Source organism: Streptomyces sp. NPDC006602, assembly GCF_042870385.1.
Lineage (GTDB): Bacteria > Actinomycetota > Actinomycetes > Streptomycetales > Streptomycetaceae > Streptomyces.
Map to the genome: position 1 here is coordinate 389,510 of NZ_JBIAHG010000001.1, position 17,220 is coordinate 406,729.

General features: G+C 70.3%; 13 protein-coding genes. 6 read left to right on the forward strand and 7 right to left on the reverse strand.

The genetic code is table 11. From position 1 onward, the window contains the following. The first annotated feature begins 173 nt into the window (after nt 1–173). From ACFYO2_RS01795 to ACFYO2_RS01810, 4 genes are all read left to right on the forward strand, one after another. Nucleotides 174–1,499, forward strand: a complete 1,326-nt coding sequence (locus ACFYO2_RS01795; protein ID WP_388342612.1) for a DUF2252 domain-containing protein — start codon at nt 174–176, stop codon at nt 1,497–1,499. 67 nt (nt 1,500–1,566) lie between these two features. Then, nucleotides 1,567–2,259: a hypothetical protein gene (locus ACFYO2_RS01800; RefSeq protein ID WP_388342615.1), complete on the forward strand. Its 693-nt coding sequence runs from the start codon at nt 1,567–1,569 to the stop codon at nt 2,257–2,259. A gap of 67 nt (nt 2,260–2,326) precedes the next feature. Further along, nucleotides 2,327–3,139 (forward strand): thioredoxin domain-containing protein, encoded by an 813-nt coding sequence (locus tag ACFYO2_RS01805; protein WP_388342617.1) that lies wholly within the window; start codon nt 2,327–2,329, stop codon nt 3,137–3,139. Nucleotides 3,140–3,289: 150 nt separating this feature from the next. Further along, nucleotides 3,290–4,951 carry an alkaline phosphatase D family protein gene (locus ACFYO2_RS01810; RefSeq protein ID WP_388342620.1) on the forward strand — a complete coding sequence of 554 codons (1,662 nt, stop codon included), beginning with the start codon at nt 3,290–3,292 and terminating at the stop codon, nt 4,949–4,951. 29 nt (nt 4,952–4,980) lie between these two features. Here the strand turns inward: ACFYO2_RS01810 and ACFYO2_RS01815 are convergent, their stop codons facing one another. Continuing rightward, nucleotides 4,981–5,550, reverse strand: a complete 570-nt coding sequence (locus ACFYO2_RS01815) for a dienelactone hydrolase family protein (RefSeq protein ID WP_388342623.1) — start codon at nt 5,548–5,550, stop codon at nt 4,981–4,983. Between the two features lie 131 nt (nt 5,551–5,681). On the opposite strand from ACFYO2_RS01815, the gene ACFYO2_RS01820 reads away from it, so the two are divergent. After that, complete coding sequence (locus tag ACFYO2_RS01820; protein ID WP_388342626.1) at nt 5,682–6,812, forward strand: mechanosensitive ion channel family protein; 1,131 nt, start codon at nt 5,682–5,684, stop codon at nt 6,810–6,812. Nucleotides 6,813–6,947: 135 nt separating this feature from the next. Here ACFYO2_RS01820 and ACFYO2_RS01825 read toward each other — a convergent pair whose 3' ends face one another. The 5 genes from ACFYO2_RS01825 to ACFYO2_RS01845 form a co-directional block, all read right to left on the reverse strand. Next, nucleotides 6,948–8,534, reverse strand: coding sequence for a Na+/H+ antiporter (locus tag ACFYO2_RS01825; RefSeq protein WP_388342628.1), 1,587 nt, complete (start codon nt 8,532–8,534; stop codon nt 6,948–6,950). 126 nt (nt 8,535–8,660) lie between these two features. Further along, nucleotides 8,661–9,131 carry a GNAT family N-acetyltransferase gene (locus tag ACFYO2_RS01830; RefSeq protein ID WP_388342631.1) on the reverse strand — a complete coding sequence of 157 codons (471 nt, stop codon included), beginning with the start codon at nt 9,129–9,131 and terminating at the stop codon, nt 8,661–8,663. Continuing rightward, entirely contained in the window at nt 9,128–10,072 is a 945-nt protein-coding gene (locus ACFYO2_RS01835) for an RluA family pseudouridine synthase (RefSeq protein ID WP_388342634.1), read from the reverse strand. The genes ACFYO2_RS01830 and ACFYO2_RS01835 overlap by 4 nt, the downstream gene beginning before the upstream one ends. Nucleotides 10,073–10,135: 63 nt before the next feature. Beyond that, complete coding sequence (gene lspA, locus ACFYO2_RS01840; protein WP_388342637.1) at nt 10,136–10,705, reverse strand: signal peptidase II; 570 nt, start codon at nt 10,703–10,705, stop codon at nt 10,136–10,138. A 67-nt stretch (nt 10,706–10,772) separates the two neighbouring features. Continuing rightward, nucleotides 10,773–12,020, reverse strand: a complete 1,248-nt coding sequence (locus tag ACFYO2_RS01845) for a TraR/DksA C4-type zinc finger protein (protein WP_388342640.1) — start codon at nt 12,018–12,020, stop codon at nt 10,773–10,775. Nucleotides 12,021–12,623: 603 nt separating this feature from the next. Here ACFYO2_RS01845 and ileS point away from each other — a divergent pair. Continuing rightward, the gene (gene ileS / locus ACFYO2_RS01850; RefSeq protein ID WP_388342643.1) at nt 12,624–15,761 is read left to right on the forward strand and encodes an isoleucine--tRNA ligase; all 3,138 of its coding nucleotides are present in this window, start codon (nt 12,624–12,626) and stop codon (nt 15,759–15,761) included. Between the two features lie 214 nt (nt 15,762–15,975). On the opposite strand, the gene ACFYO2_RS01855 is transcribed toward ileS, so the two are convergent. After that, nucleotides 15,976–17,187: a DivIVA domain-containing protein gene (locus ACFYO2_RS01855; RefSeq protein WP_388342645.1), complete on the reverse strand. Its 1,212-nt coding sequence runs from the start codon at nt 17,185–17,187 to the stop codon at nt 15,976–15,978. Nucleotides 17,188–17,220 lie beyond the last annotated feature (33 nt).

Consider the following 17,220-nt stretch of genomic DNA (forward strand, 5'->3'; position numbering starts at 1 on the left):
ACAGCGTCGAAGTCTATGCCTGGGCACTGACACTCGGTGGGCTGCCCCGCGTACCTTCATGTGAGGAACACGGGCACTCCCGAACGCCGCCGGCCGTTGGTGTGAGGGGATGATCCGGCCCCGATGATCCGGCCCACTTGTCACGCACCACCTGCACCAGGAGGCACCCAGCGATGTCGGTCCCGCAGCTCAACGACGAGCACCGCGGCGAGGAGATCCTCGCCGTCTTCGACACCGCCTTCGGCGAGCTCCTGGCCGCCGACCCGGCCGCGTTCCGCGTGAAGTTCCGGAAGATGGCGGCCTCGGCCTTCGCGTTCTACCGCGGCACGGCGTGCCTCTTCTACCACGACCTGGACGCGGAGAAGCGGGGCGGCCCGTACCTGGACGAGCGCACCTCCCGCGTGTGGATCCACGGCGACCTGCACGCCGAGAACTTCGGCACGTACATGGACTCCACGGGCCGGCTGATCTTCAACGTCAACGACTTCGACGAGGCGTACGTCGGCCCCTTCACCTGGGACCTCAAGCGCTTCTCCGCGTCCATCGCCCTGATCGGGTACGCGAAGGCGCTCAGCGACGAGCAGATCACCGACCTGGTACAGGTGTACGCGGGCGCGTACCGCGAGCGGATCCACGCCCTGGCCACCGGCGCCAAGCGCGACGAGGTGCCGCCCTTCACCCTGGACACCGCCCAGGGCCCGCTGCTGGACGCGCTGCGCGACGCCCGCTCGCTGACCCGCTTCGGCCTGCTCGACTCGATGACGGAGATTCGTGACTTCGAGCGCCGCTTCGCCCCGGGCGGCGGCTCCATCGAGCTGGACGCGGCCACGCGGTACAAGGTCCTCGCGGCCTTCGACGGCTACCTGGAGACGCTGCCGGAGACCTCGCTGGCCCGCCCGGACTCGTACCGCGTGAAGGACGTCGTCGGCCGCCGCGGCATCGGCATCGGCTCGGCCGGTCTGCCGTCGTACAACATCCTCCTGGAGGGCCACAGCGACGCCCTGGAGAACGATGTCGTGATCTACATCAAGCAGGCCCAGACCCCGGCCGTCTCCCGGCACATCACGGACTCGGCGATCCGGGACTACTTCCAGCACGAGGGCCACCGCACGGTGATCTCGCAGCGCGCCCTCCAGGCGCACGCCGACCCGTGGCTCGGCTGGACCGAGCTCGGCGGCACGGGTCAGCTGGTCGCCGAGGTCTCGCCGTACGCCGTGGACCTCGACTGGGGGGACATCGACGACCCGGAGGAGATCGCCGCGGTCGTCGCCGACCTGGGCCGGGCCACCGCCACCATGCACGGGGCGGCGGACGACCAGTCCGGCGAGTCCCTGGTGCCCTTCTCCACCGAGCGGGCCATCGACGCGGCACTCGCGGCCGACGAGGACGGCTTCGAGGACCTCCTGGTCGACTTCGCCCACGACTACGGCGCACGCGCGCGTGCCGACCATCAGATCTTCGTGGACCTGTTCCGCAACGGCCGGATTCCGGGTCTGTGACGGAACGGCCCGCACAGGAACCCTTTAGGGGTCCCTTACAGGCCCGCGTGACAGACTCTCCTCCGCTATGGACATATCCGGGACCCAGCTCAGAGCCGTACGCGCGGCGCTGTTCACGGCACTCGTCGTGACGCTCAGCACCGCGTCGCACGTCCTGCTGTCCCGGGCCCCCCTGCCGCTGAACACGGTGGCGGTGATCGCCGCCGCCGTGTTCGCCGTCACCTACGCCCTGGCCGGCCGCGAGCGCGGCTTCGGCCGGATCGCCGCCCTGCTGATCCCGCTGGAACTCGCCGCCGACACCGTCTTCACCACCGGCCAGCACGTCTGCTACGGCGCCGCCGGCGGCCCGGTCGCCGGCCCGCTGCGCTCCGTCGGCCTCGACGTGCTGTGCGGCGACGGCACCAGTGTCGGCGCCCCGCTGGCCCGGGTGACCGGGGCCGACCCCGACCGCCTCGGCGGTCTGCTCGCCCACGCCGACCCGGCGACCGCCTGGCTGCTGCTCGGCGCGCACATCGGCGTCGGTCTGCTCGCCGCCGCCTGGCTGCGCCGCGGCGAGCGCGCGCTGGCCCAGCTGCTGCGCGCGGTGGGCGCGACCACCTTCCGGCCGCTGCTGCTGGCGGTGGCGGCGGTGACGGTACGGCCGACGCCCTCCGTGCGCCGCCCGCAGCACCCCGGCCGCCGTACGGCCACCGCGCGCGAGCGGATCCTCGTGCACTCCCTGGGACGGCGTGGACCGCCGTGCTCGGTCGCATTCGGCTGAGCACCACCAGTCCCCCATTCGTATTCCGCACACGAACGTGTGCGCGTCCCCCTTACGGAGATCACCCATGGCAAAGCGGAACAGCCAGGCCGCGAAGACCGCAGCCCGCGAGCGCCTGCGCCAGGAGCGAGAGCGCCAGGCCAAGCGCGCCAAGGTCAAGCGGCAGGTCATCGTGGCCTGCTCCATAGTCGGCGTCCTGGCGATAGCCGGCGGCATCGGCTACGCGGTCGTCCAGGGCAACAAGCCCGGTTACTGGGAGGCCGCGAAGGACGACAAGCTCGTCAAGCCGGCCAACACCACGGGCACCAACGGCACGACGGTTGTCGTCGGCAAGAGCAGCGCCAAGAAGACCCTGGTCATGTACGAGGACCCGCGCTGCCCGGTCTGCGCCCAGTTCGAGCAGACCGTCGGCACCACCGTGAAGAAGGACCTGGACGCCGGCAAGTTCAAGATCCAGTACGTCGGCGCCACCTTCCTCGACAACGGCCTGGGCGGCGAGGGCTCCAAGAACGCGCTCAGCGCCCTGGGCGCCGCGCTCAACGTCAGCCCCGAGGCATTCCTCGAGTACAAGACCGCGATGTACTCGGCGACGTGGCACCCGGAGGAGTCCGACGACAAGTTCAAGGACGACGACTACCTCATCAAGATCGCGCAGACCGTCCCCGCGCTCAAGGACAACACGAAGTTCCAGAACGCCGTGAAGGACGGCACCTACGACAAGTGGGCGCTGGAGGAGTCCAAGGTCTTCGACAAGGACGGCGTGCAGGGCACACCGACCCTGAAGATGGACGGCAAGACGCTGACCGGCTCGGACGGCAAGAACGCGCCGATGACGGTCGCCGACTTCACCACGGCGATCGAGGCGGCCCTCAAGGCCTGATCTCGATCGCCGCTCACAGAGCGAGCGTCGTCACAGAGCGAGCGTCGTCATAGAGCGAGCGTCGTCATAGAGCGAGCGTCGGTCAAAGAGCGGGCGAACTTTTGGTAGTTCGCCCGCTCTCGTTCATACCGATCAGTAACCTGATCGGCCGTGACCAGTCGATACAGAACATCCGAGAATCCCAACTCCCTGCCGCCGCGCCGCCGTACGGTCGTCAAGGCCGCGGCCGCCACCGCCGTCCTGGCCGGCCCGCTGGCCGCCGCCCTGCCCGCCCGGGCCGCCACGGACGCCCCCGCCTTCCTGCACGGTGTCGCCTCCGGCGACCCGCTCCCCGACGGCATCCTGCTGTGGACCCGGGTGACGCCCACCGCGGAGGCGATACCCGGCTCCGGGCTCGGCCCGGACACCTCAGTCGACTGGGTCATCGCCAGGGACAAGGCGCTGACGAACATCGTCGCCAAGGGCACCGTCACCGCGACCGCCGACTCCGACCACACCGTCAAGGCGGACGTACGCGGCCTTGAACCCGCCACCGACTACTGGTTCCGCTTCTCCGCCGGCGGCACCGACTCCCCCGTCGCCCGCACCCGCACCGCCCCCGCCGCCGACGCGACCGTGCCGAACCTCCGCTTCGGCGTGGTCTCCTGCGCCAACTGGGAGGCCGGCTACTTCTCCTCGTACCGCCATCTCGCCACCCGCGGCGACCTGGACGCCTGGCTGCACCTGGGCGACTACATCTACGAGTACGGCACCGGCCAGTACGGGACGCGCGACACCGTCGTACGGCCGCACGCGCCCACGCACGAGATCCTCACCCTGGCCGACTACCGCATCCGGCACGGGCGTTACAAGACCGACGCCGACCTCCAGGCCCTGCACACCGTCGCTCCGGTCATCGCCATCTGGGACGACCACGAGTTCGCCAACGACGCCTGGTCGGGCGGGGCCGAGAACCACACCGAGGGTGCCGAGGGCGCCTGGAGCGCGCGTCAGGCCGCTGCCAAGCAGGCCTACTTCGAGTGGATGCCGGTGCGCACGGCGATCGCGGGCACCACCTACCGGCGGCTGCGCTTCGGCAAGCTCGTCGACCTCTCGCTGCTGGACCTGCGCTCCTTCCGCTCGCAGCAGGTCGCCGTGGGCAACGGCTCGGTCGACGACCCGGACCGTACGCTCACCGGCCGCGCCCAACTCGACTGGCTGAAGGCCGGCCTGAAGGCGTCCGACACCACCTGGCGGCTGGTCGGCAACTCGGTGATGATCTCGCCGTTCGCGATCGGCTCCCTCACCGCCGATCTGCTCAAGCCGCTCGCCGAGCTGCTCGGCCTGCCGAAGGAGGGCCTCGCCCTCAACACCGACCAGTGGGACGGCTACACGGACGACCGCCGCGAGCTTCTCGCGCACCTGCGCGCGAACGCCATCCGCAACACCGTCTTCCTCACCGGCGACATCCACATGGCGTGGGCCAACGACGTGCCGGTGGACGCCGGTACGTACCCGCTGTCCGCCTCGGCGGCCACGGAATTCGTGGTCACCTCGGTCACCTCCGACAACCTCGACGACATCGTGAAGGCACCCGAGGGCACGATCTCCGCGGTCGCCGCACCGATCATCAGGGCCGCCAACCGGCACGTCCACTGGGTCGACACCGACCGCCACGGCTACGGCGTCCTGGACATCACGGCCGCCCGCGCGCAGATGGACTACTACGTCCTGTCCGACCGCACCAAGCCGGACGCCACCTCGTCGTGGGCCCGTTCGTACCGCACCCGCACCGGCACGCAGAAGGTCGAGCGGACGTACGACCCCGTGTAGCCGCGGGTTACAGGCTCTACAGGCCGGCTCTACAGACTGTCGAGGAAGCCGAGCGCCACCCGCCAGGTGGCCTCGGCGGCCTCCTCGTCGTAGTCGGGCAGGTCGGGGTCGGTGTACAGGTGGCCGGCCCCGGGGTATCGGTACACCTCCACATCCGCACCCGCTCTGCCCATCTGGAGATACCAGGCGCTCAGCCAGTCGTCGGTCTCGAAGGGGTCCGGTTCGGCCACGTGCAGCTGGACGGGCAGTTCGTCCACGGCCGCGTTCGGTGCGATGTCCGACGTGCCGTGCAGGAGCAGCAGTCCGCGCGCCTTGTCATCGCCGAGCGCGAGGGTCTGCGCGACGGAGGCGCCGAGCGAGAACCCGGCGTAGACCAGCCCGCGTTCCGAGTAGGGCGCGGCGGCCAGGACGGCGCGCTTGAGCAACTCGTCCTTGCCGATCCCGTCGTTGAAGGCCATGCCCTCCTCGACCGTCTCGAACGTACGCCCCTCGAAGAGGTCCGGCGTCCACACCTCGTGTCCGGCCGCGCGCAGCCGGTCCGCCGCCGCGCGCACCGCGGGCCTGAGACCGAAGGTCGAGTGAAAGAGCACGATGTTCATGAACCCATGGTGCCAGCCGGGTACGACAACGCAGGTCACGGCGGCGTCCTCCGCCCGCTGCCGCGGCCGTACCCACCTTGAGCGCGAAGTCACATGTTCATGAGCGCCCGGGGCCGGTTACGTTCGTGGGCATGGAGAATCTACTCCGCCCACTGATCGTGGTCGGCGGGTCGGTCGCGCTCACGCTGCTCATCGGCTGGGCCACCGACCTGCTGCTGCGCAAGGCCGACGCACGGCATCACGAGACCCCCATGTGGGGTCTGCTGCGCCGCGGCCGCATCCCCTACCAGCTCGTGCTCTGCGCGGCCATGCTCAGAGGGTCGTACGACGAGGCGCAGCTCCTGGAGCAGCACAGGGTGGGCATCGGCCGCACCCTCACCCTGGTGCTGATCGGGGCGACGGCGTGGCTGGTGATCCGGATCGCCGCCGCGATAGTGGAGACGTCGTACACCCGCTACGCGCGCGCCCACCGAGACCCGGCCCGGGTCCGGCGCGTGCGGACGCAGGTGACGCTGATCATGCGGGTGGTCTCCGCGACCGTCGGCGTGGTGGCCGTGGCCACGATGCTCCTGACGTTCCCGGCGTTCCGCGCGGCGGGTGCCTCGCTGCTGGCCTCGGCCGGAATCCTCGGCATCGTCGCCGGTGTCGCCGCCCAGTCGACGCTCAGCAACATGTTCGCGGGGCTGCAGATCGCCTTCGGCGACATGGTGCGCATCGGCGACACGGTCGTGGTGGACGGCGAGTGGGGCACGGTCGAGGAGATCACCCTGACGTTCCTGACCGTCCGCACCTGGGACGAGCGCCGGATCACCATGCCCGTCTCGTACTTCACGTCCAAGCCCTTCGAGAACTGGTCGCGCGGCACCCCGCAGATGACGGGCATCGTCTTCTGGCACGTCGACCACGCGGCGCCGGTGGACGCGATGCGCGACAAGCTCCGCGACCTCCTGCGCGAGTGCCCGTCCTGGGACGGCCGCGCCTACGGCCTGGACGTCACCGACACCACGCCGAACACCATGCAGGTACGGGCCCTGATGACGGCCAAGGACGCCGACGACATCTGGACGGTACGCGTCGCGGTCCGCGAGGGCATGATCCGCTGGCTGGCCGCGGAACACCCGTACGCCCTTCCCCGAGTCAACACGGCGGACGCGTCCCTGCCCCCGAACCGCACGAACGGCCACCGTCCCTCCCGGGACGACGTCGCACGCGACGGTGTGGCTGCCAGTCGCGGACACCAGCCACCACGGACGGGCGGCTGACACACCGGAGCACGCCCCCGCAACCGCCGAAGACGATCACCGCCACAGGAGAGCCCGACCCTCGACCAACTGGAAACGGGTGGTGCGCGGGTGGGAAAGCAACACAGCAACCCCCACCCGCCCGCACCGCACAACTCACCGCAAGCTCCGCACGTCAAGATGGCGCAGCACCCGATCCACCACCTCCGGATCGGCCCCCGACTCACCTCGCGCCGCCAACACCTCATGCCGAGCCGCGCTCAACATCTCCCCCTGGATCCGCCGCACCCGCTTCAGCCTCCGCACCCGATGCTCGTGCGCCTCCCGCCGCTCGTCCTCCACGATCTCCGGACTGATCCGCAGGCCGATGTCGTACGCCCGTCGCACCATCTGCTCGGACAACTCCTCCGGCAACTCCTCCACGGCCTCGATCTCCCGGAGCCTCCGCTTCGCCGCCTTCGCCGCACGGACGGCCAGCGCCTTCTCGAACTCCTTCTCCCGATCCGTGTCCGCCTGCACCCCCAGCCGTTTGACCAGCCACGGCAGGGTCAGCCCCTGAAGCACCAGCGTCGCCATGATCACCCCGAACGCGATGAACACGATCTCGTCCCGGTCGGGAAAAGCCGAACCGTCATCGGTCTTCAGGGGAATCGCCAACACCAGCGCGACAGACGCCACCCCTCGCATCCCCGACCACCACATGACGACGGTCTCCCGCAGGCTCATCGGAATGTCCTCGTCGTGGTCCCGCCTCGCATGCAGCCGCTTGGTGAGCCAGGTGGCCGGCAGCAGCCACAACAGCCGTACGAACACGACCACACCCACGATCGCCGCCGCCCATCCGAGCATCTCGCCCCACCGTCCGGACGCCGTCCGGATCGCGTTGTGCAGCTCGAGGCCGATCAGCCCGAACGCGACCCCCGTGACCAGCGTGTCGACGATGGACCAGAAGGTGTGTCCCGCGAGCCGCGTCATCACGTCGTCGGGATCGGTGGCGTACTCGGCGAGGAACAGCGCGGTGGTGAGCACGGCGAGCACCCCGGACCCGCGGAACTCCTCGGCCAGCACGTACGAGGCGAACGGCACCAGCAGCGTCATCCCGATCTGCAGAGTCGCGTCCCCGAGCAGATCCATCAGCTTGTTGGCGCCCCACCCCAGCACGATCCCCACGGCCACCGCCACCACGGCGGACAGCACCAGGTCCAGCCCCGCCCGCCACGGCGAGAAGCTCCCGCTCACGGCGGCGGCGATCGCCACGTGGTACAGCACGATGGCCGTCACGTCGTTGAAGAGCCCCTCGCCCTCCAGGATGGACACCAGCCGCCGCGGCAACCCGAGTTGACCGGCGACGGCGGTCGCCGCGACCGGGTCGGGCGGGGCGACCAGCGCGCCGAGCGCCACCGCGGCGGCGACCGGCAGACCCGGGACGATCGCGCTCGCGACGGCGGCCACACACACCATGGTGACGAACACCAGCGCCACGGCCAGCAGGAAGATCGGCCGGATGTTGGCGGTGAACTGCCGCCAGGACGTGCGCCGTACGGCCGCGTACAGCAGCGGCGGCAACAGCAGGGGCAGGATGAGATCCGGCGGGATGTTGACGTTCGGCACGAAGTCGAGCAGCGCGAGGACGATCCCCAGGAGCGTCATCAGCACCGGCGCCGGCAGTCCCAGCCGGTCCCCGACCGGAACGCTCACCACGGCCCCGAGCAACAGCAGGAACAACAGGGCCAACTGATCCACGGTCACCGCTCCGGGGTCGTCTCGGCGTTCACACAGCAGACCTCAAGCCTGCCACGCCCCTGTGGTCACCGGCCCGTCCAACGCCCCACCACGGCATCCGCCTCCCGCCACCGCACCCGCCTGCGGCTACAGCACCCGGCGCATCGCCCGGTGCGGGATGCCGGCGTCCGGGAACTCCGGGCCGTACGCCACGTACCCCAGCCGCTCGTAGAACCCCAGCGCGTGCGTCTGCGCGTGCAGGTCCACCGCCGCGAGCCCACGCGCGCGTGCCGCGTGCTCCACGGCCCGTACGAGGGCGGCCCCGACGCCGAGCCCCCGCGCGTCCTTCGTCACGGCGAGCCTCCCCAGCGATCCCACCGCCGGGTCGCCGTCGGTCTTCACCGCGGCGACCTCGCCGTACAGCAGCCGCCCGGTGCCGAGCGGTGTCCCGTCCTCCCGGACCGCCAGCACATGCACGGCGTCGGCGTCGTACGCGTCGTACTCCAGGTCCGCGGGGACCCCCTGCTCGCCGACGAAGACCTCCTTGCGCACCGCGAAGCACGCCTCCCGGTCGGCGAGGTCCTCGGCGACCCGCACGACGAACGACGACGAAGTCACGCGTAGGTCTCCTCGCGAACCTGGTCCAGGGCCCGCTGCAGGTCCTCCGGGTAGCCGCACTCGAACTCCACCCACTGCCCGTCCCCGGGGTGCTCGAAGCCCAGCCGGACGGCGTGCAGCCACTGGCGGGTCAGATGGAGCCGCTTGGCGAGCGTGGGGTCGGCGCCGTACGTCAGGTCGCCGACGCACGGGTGCCGGTGGGCGGCCATGTGGACGCGGATCTGGTGGGTGCGGCCGGTCTCCAACTTCACATCGAGCAGGGAGGCCGCACGGAACGCCTCGATGAGGTCGTAGTGCGTCACCGAGGCCTTGCCCTCGGCCGTGACCGCCCACTTGTAGTCGTGGATCGGGTGGCGGCCGATGGGGGCGTCGATGGTGCCGCTGGTCGGGTCCGGATGGCCTTGGACGAGCGTGTGGTACCGCTTGTCGACCGTGCGCTCCTTGAACTGGCGCTTGAGCGAGGTGTACGCGTACTCCGACTTCGCCACGGCCATCAGGCCGGAGGTGCCCACGTCGAGGCGGTGCACGATGCCCTGGCGCTCCGCGGCACCCGAGGTCGAGATGCGGTAACCGGCGGCGGCGAGCCCGCCGATCACGGTCGGCCCGGTCCAGCCGGGACTGGGGTGCGCCGCGACGCCGACCGGTTTGACGATCACGACCACGTCATCGTCGTCGTGCACGATCTCCATGCCCTCGACCGGCTCGGCGACGATCTGCACGGGCGCGGGCGCCTGCGGCATCTCGACCTCCAGCCAGGCTCCGCCGTGCACCCGCTCGGACTTCCCTACCACCGACCCGTCGACCGTGACCTTCCCCGAGGCGGCGAGCTCCGCGGCCTTGGTACGGGAGAAGCCGAACATGCGGGAGATGGCGGCGTCGACGCGCTCGCCCTCCAGGCCGTCGGGCACGGGCAGGGATCGGATATCGGGAATGGTGCTCACCCGTCGAGTATGCCGGACAGGCGGGACAGACCCGTACGGAGCCTGTGGACAACCCCGGCGGGCTCAGTCCTTGTGGACGGTGCCGTCGGGGTCGAGCCCCTTGAACGACAGCAGCACGATCAGGATGCCGCCGCACACGATCGCCGAGTCGGCGAGGTTGAAGACCGCGAAGTGCTTGGGCGCGATGAAGTCGACGACCGCGCCCTCGAACACGCCCGGCGACCGGAAGATCCGGTCGGTGAGGTTGCCGAGCGCACCGCCGAGCAGCAGGCCGAGCGCGATCGCCCAGGGCAGGCTGTAGAGCTTGCGGGCGAGGCGGGCGATGACCACGATCACGGCCGCCGCGATCACCGTGAAGATCACGGTGAAGGCCTCGCCGAAGCCGAAGGCCGCGCCCGCGTTGCGGATGGCCTCGAACTTCAGCCAGTCCCCGACGATCTCGATCGGCTCGTGGTGCTCCAGCTTGGCGACCACGATCATCTTGCTGATCAGGTCGAGGGCATACGCGAAGGCGGCGACGGCGAACAGCACGGCGATCCGCCGCCTGCCCCGGGGCCGCTCTGCCTCGGCGGCGCTCTCCGACGCGTCCGCTGGGGTTTCCGGCGTACCGATGATGCGCTCCGCCTCTGCCACGTGAGTCCCTCAACCTAGATACCTGACTGAGGACGAGGGTACGTCACGACCCTCGGCACCCTGCTGATCAGTACCGCCGTTCCTGCTTCTGCTTGCACTCCACGCACAGGGTGGCCCGCGGGAAGGCCTGCATGCGGGCCTTGCCGATGGGATTGCCGCAGTTCTCGCACAGGCCGTAGGTGCCCGCGTCGAGCCGTTCCAGGGCGCGCTCGAACTGGATGAGCATCTCGCGCGCGTTGGCCGCCAGGGCCATCTCGTGCTCCCGCGTGATGTTCTTGGTGCCGGTGTCCGCCTGGTCGTCGCCGGCGCCGTCCCCGGAGTCCCGCATCAGACCCACGAGGGACGCCTCGGACGAGGCGATCTCGTCACGCAGCCGCGTCGCCTCGGACGTCAGCTCGGCACGCGCCTCTTCCACCTCTCCCGGCGTCCAGGGGTCCTCACCGGGGCGCACCGCGAGGTCGCCGGGCTCCGCCGCGGCGATCCGCGCCTTGGGAACCGCGGTCTTCGCCGCCGCGGCCGTGCCAGGAGTCTTCTTCGCAACCACTGTCGTGGCTCCCGTCTGCTCCGCGGCCTGCGCCGCGCCCGCCTTCTTGGCCGTGCTCTTCTTGGCCGTGCTCTTGGTAGCCGCAGTCGTCTTGGCTGCGCTCTTCGTGGGGGTGGTGCGCTTCTTGGGGGCGCCCTTCATGGAGCCGCTCTCCGTGGAAGCGCCCTTCGAAGACGCGCCCTTCTTGGAGTCGCTCTCCGTGTAGGCGCGCTTCGTGGTGCCGCTCTCCGTAGCGGCCCTCTTCGTAGAGCCACCCTTCGTGGAGCTGCGCTTCTGGGCGGTCTTCTTCGCAGCCGCCGCCGTCGCGCCCGCCTCCTTCCTCGCCGCCGACCTTGCACCCGCCGCCTTCGCACCCGTCTCCTTGGCGGCCGCGGCCTTCTTCGCCGGCACCTTCTTGCCGGCCGCCGCCTTCTTGCCCGCCGCGGGCTTCCCACCGGCCGGTCTCTCCGCGCCCTCCCCCGCGACCGCGGTCCTGGCAGGAGCCGCCTTGGAAGCGGCGACCTTCTTGGCGGCGGCCTTCTTCACCGACGCCGATCTCTTCGTCGCAGTCTTCTTCCCCACGGCCTTCTTGGCACCCGCACCCGCACCCGCACCAACCCCCTTGCCGGCCGCCTTCTTCGCCGCCGTACCCACCGTTTTCACGGCCTTGGCCACCCGCTCGGCCGCGCCCCCCTGCGTGCTCTTCTTCCCTCCGACGTCCTTGGCCGCACCGCCGGAGGCACCCGTGGACCCGGACGCCGGCTGCTGTACGGCGGTCTTCTTCGCCACCATGGCCGCGGCCCCTTCACATATTGTGATCTTGCACGCGAATCGTGCTGGGACGATAAATCGACTCGAGTCCCGCGGCAACGGGGCGCACCGCCCGATTCGCCCCCTTCGCGGATGCCGCGCGGCAAACCTGCATCCGTTGTGCCCAGCTCCCCGCCGGGTAATCCGCCGAGCCGCGCCTCCCCGGATTCGAACACGCGCGCTTCGCCATTCGGGTCACCCCCGCCCCCGCCGTGCCCCGGCCCCGGCCGCCGAGAAACCGGTCGGCCGCTGTCCCCGCGGCGCCGTACACTGGGCGGAGCGAAAAGCGTGGATGGGGACGAGTAGCGACGTACGCAGCCCAGAGCGACCCGGGGACGGTGGAAGCCCGGGGGCGAGCGCGACGTGAAGATCACCCCGGAGCCGCCGGAAGAAAGCCGCAGCCGAAAGAAGGCGGCCAGTAGACCCGGCATCGCGACCCCAATGAGGGGGCTCACCGGCGCGTAGAGCGCACCGGAGAGCCAAGGAGGGTGGTACCGCGGGAGCGCGCCGAAGGCGGCGCAGGGAATGACACAGCTCTCGTCCCTCCGGACGGAAGGCAGCAAGTCCGCCGGAGGAAGCTCGCTGATGACAAAGCCGACGTACCGCCAGGTGCCCGCCCAGGTCGACCTGCCCGCGCTCGAGCACGCGGTGCTCGACTTCTGGCGCGAGCAGAAGATCTTCGCCAAGTCCCTGGAGCAGTCCGAGGGCCGCCCCGAGTGGGTGTTCTACGAGGGCCCGCCCACGGCCAACGGCATGCCGGGCGCCCACCACATCGAGGCACGCGTCTTCAAGGACGTCTTCCCGCGCTTCCGCACCATGCGCGGGTACCACGTGGCCCGCAAGGCAGGCTGGGACTGCCACGGCCTCCCGGTCGAGATCGCCGTGGAGAAGGAACTCGGCTTCAACGGCAAGAAGGACATCGAGACCTACGGCATCGCCGAGTTCAACGCCAAGTGCCGCGAGTCCGTGACCCGCCACACCGACGCCTTCACCGAGCTCACGAACCGCATGGGCTACTGGGTCGACCTGGACGACGCGTACCGCACGATGGACCCCGAGTACGTGGAGTCCGTCTGGTGGTCGCTGAAGGAGATCTTCAACAAGGGCCTGCTGGTCCAGGACTACCGCGTCGCCCCGTGGTGCCCGCGCGACGAGACGGGTCTGTCGGACCACGAGCTGGCGCAGGGCTACGAAACGATCGTCGACCCGTCCGTGTACGTCCGTTTCCCGCTCACCTCCGGTCCGCTCGCCGGCCAGGCAGCGCTCCTGGTGTGGACGACGACCCCCTGGACGCTGGTGTCCAACACGGCCGTCGCCGCGCACCCCGATGTCACCTACGTCGTCGCGACGGACGGCGAGGAGAAGCTCGTCGTCGCCCAGCCGCTCGTCGACAAGGCCCTCGGCGAGGGCTGGGAGGTCACGGGCGAGACCTTCACCGGCGCCGAGATGGAGCGCTGGACGTATCAACGTCCGTTCGAGCTCGTCGAGTTCCCGGAACCGGCCCACTACGTGGTCAACGCCGAGTACGTGACGACCGAGGACGGCACGGGTCTGGTCCACCAGTCCCCCGCTTTCGGTGAGGACGACCTCAAGGTCTGCCGCGCGTACGGCCTGCCCGTCGTGAACCCCGTCCGCCGGGACGGCACCTTCGAGGCGGACGTCCCCCTCGTGGGCGGCGTCTTCTTCAAGAAGGCGGACGAAAAGCTCACCGAGGACCTCCACAACCGCGGTCTCCTCTTCAAGCACATCCCGTACGAGCACAGCTACCCGCACTGCTGGCGCTGCCACACCGCGCTCCTCTACTACGCGCAGCCGTCCTGGTACATCCGCACCACGGCCGTCAAGGACCGCCTTCTCCAGGAGAACGAGAAGACCAACTGGTTCCCGGACACCGTCAAGCACGGCCGCTTCGGCGACTGGCTGAACAACAACATCGACTGGGCGCTCTCCCGCAGCCGCTACTGGGGCACGCCGCTGCCGATCTGGCACTGCGAGGACGGCCACCTCACCTGCGTCGGCTCCCGCGCCGAACTGACCGAGCTGACCGGCACCGACCAGTCGGAGCTCGACCCGCACCGCCCGTTCATCGACGACGTCACCTTCGCCTGTCCGAAGTGCCAGAAGACGGCCACGCGCGTGCCGGAGGTCATCGACGCCTGGTACGACTCGGGTTCGATGCCGTTCGCGCAGTGGGGCTACCCGTACAAGAACAAGGAGCTCTTCGAGAGCCGCTACCCGGCGCAGTTCATCTCCGAGGCCATCGACCAGACCCGCGGCTGGTTCTACACGCTGATGGCGATCGGCACGCTGGTCTTCGACAAGTCGTCGTACGAGAACGTCGTGTGCCTCGGCCACATCCTCGCCGAGGACGGCCGCAAGATGTCCAAGCACCTGGGCAACATCCTGCAGCCGATCCCGCTGATGGACCAGCACGGCGCGGACGCGGTCCGCTGGTTCATGGCGGCGGGCGGCTCACCGTGGGCGGCCCGCCGCGTAGGCCACGGCACCATCCAGGAGGTCGTCCGCAAGACGCTCCTCACGTACTGGAACACGGTCGCCTTCCAGGCCCTGTACGCCCGCACCTCCGACTGGGCACCCAGCGAGGCCGACCCGGCCCCGGAGGACCGGCCGGTCCTGGACCGCTGGCTGCTGTCCGAACTGCACGCGCTCACCGACCAGGTGACTCAGGCGCTTGAGGCTTACGACACCCAGCGCGCCGGAAAGCTGCTCTCGGCGTTCGTCGACGACCTGTCCAACTGGTACGTACGCCGCTCCCGGCGCCGCTTCTGGCAGGGCGACAAGGCGGCGCTGCGCACCCTGCACGAGGTCGTCGAGACGGTCACGAAGCTGATGGCCCCGCTGACGCCGTTCATCACTGAGCGGGTCTGGCAGGACCTGATCGCGCCCGTCACGCCCGGCGCCCCCGAGTCGGTGCACCTGGCGTCCTGGCCTGAGGCGGACCTGTCCGTCATCGACCCGGCGCTGTCGAAGCAGATGGTCCTGGTCCGACGACTGGTGGAGCTGGGCCGTGCCACGCGCGCGGAGTCGGGCGTGAAGACGCGTCAGCCGCTGCGGCGCGCGCTGGTCGCCGCGACGGGCTTCGACTCTCTCGACCCCGAGCTGCACGCGCAGATCACGGAGGAGCTGAACGTCGAGTCGCTGGCGTCGCTGTCCGAGGTGGGCGGCTCGCTCGTCGACACGACGGCGAAGGCCAACTTCCGTGCGCTCGGCAAGCGGTTCGGGAAGCGGGTCCAGGATGTGGCGAAGGCCATCGCGAACACGGACGCCGCCGGTCTTTCCCTCGCCCTTCGCGAGGGCACGGCGTCGGTGGAGGTCGACGGCGAGACGGTCACGCTCGCGCCGGACGAGGTCATCATCACGGAGACCCCTCGGGAGGGCTGGTCGGTGGCGTCCGACTCGGGCGCCACGGTCGCCCTCGACCTGGAGATCACGCAGGAGCTGCGTCAGGCGGGCCTGGCCCGTGACGCGATCCGCCTGATCCAAGAGGCCCGCAAGAACAGCGGCCTGGACGTGGCCGACCGCATCGCGCTGCGTTGGGCGGCCACGGACCCGGCGGTGATCGCGGCGCTCGACGAGCACGCGGCCCTGATCGCCGACGAGGTCCTCGCCACCGACTTCGCCCAGGACGAGGCGGACGACACGTACGGCTCGCCGTTCACCGACGAGGGACTGTCCCTGACGTTCCGCCTGCGCAAGGCGTAACCACGGACGCCGAAGGCCCGGGCTCGCCAAGAAGATCTTGGTGACCCCGGGCCTTCGGCGTTGCGTACACACGGACAACTGCGCGTACTCCCGAACACTCACGGCAAAACCTCGAATGCGCGCGGCGAAAGGGCCGGCAAAAGGGCGGGGCCCCGGATCAATATCCGGGGCCCCGCCCTGAACGCTGCCGACGCCTACGGCGTACTCATAACCGTCAGTTGTCGTCCTCGTCGATGAGGAAGCCGCGCATCGGCGAGGGAGCCTGGCCCATGGGCGACGGGCCCTGCGGCCGTACCGGCGCCATCGGCTGGGTCATCGCCGGGGACATCTGCTGCTGGCCGCCGTAGGACGGACCGGCAGGAGACGGGCCGCCACCCATGCCCTGGTTGCCACCGCCGTACGACGGGGCGCTCGCGCCGGCCGGAGCCATGGAAGGCGCCGGGGACGGCGGCAGCGACGCGGCCGCCGGAGTGCGCGGCGGAGCCAGCGAGTCGTCGGCCTGGGTCTCCAGCTGACGCAGCTGCGATTCCAGGTAGGACTTCAGACGCGTGCGGTACTCGCGCTCGAAGCCGCGCAGGTCCTCGACCTTGCGCTCCAGCGTGGCGCGGGCGGACTCCAGGGAGCCCATCGCGACGCGGTGCTTCTCCTGCGCGTCCCGCTCCAGGGCGTCGGCCTTGGCACGGGCGTCACGCTCGAGACCCTCGGCACGCGAACGCGCCTCGCCGACGATCTTGTTGGCCTCGGAACGAGCCTCTGCGATCGCCTGGTCGGCGGTCTGCTGGGCCAGCGAGAGGACACGGGCGGCGCTGTCGCCACCGGGGCCCTGACCGTGGCCGCCCATCGGGTTGCCCATGGGGCCACCCATCGGGCCGCCCATCTGCTGCTGCATGGGGGGCTGGCCGCCCATGGGGCCCTGACCCATCGGACCCTGGCCCATCCCACCGGGACCCTGCGGGCCGTTCTGGCCACCGCCGGGACCGGCGGGCAGCTGCGGTGCACCGCTCGGCAGCTGGGGCGGGCCACCCATGGGGCCACCCATCTGCTGCTGCGGCGGGCCAGATATGCCGGCCGGCACCGGAGCACCCGGCCCGCGCATGCCCTGCTGCGGCATGCCCTGCTGCATACCGCCCTGCTGCATGCCGCCCTGCTGCTGCATACCGCCCTGCTGGGGCATACCACCCTGCTGGGGCATACCCTGCTGCTGATCCTGCTGCTCCGGGGGCTTGCGCATGTTCTGCTGGTTCTGGGCAGCAGCGCGCGTGGCCGCGGCCAGCTTGGCACGCAGGTCCTCGTTCTCGCGGAGCAGGCGCGTCAGTTCGGCTTCGACCTCGTCGAGGAAGGCATCGACCTCGTCCTCGTCATAGCCTTCTCGGAGGCGGACGGTCGTGAACTGCTTGTTCCGCACGTCCTCGGGGGTCAACGGCATCTCTTCACCTCAACGTAGTCGTCGGCATTCGGC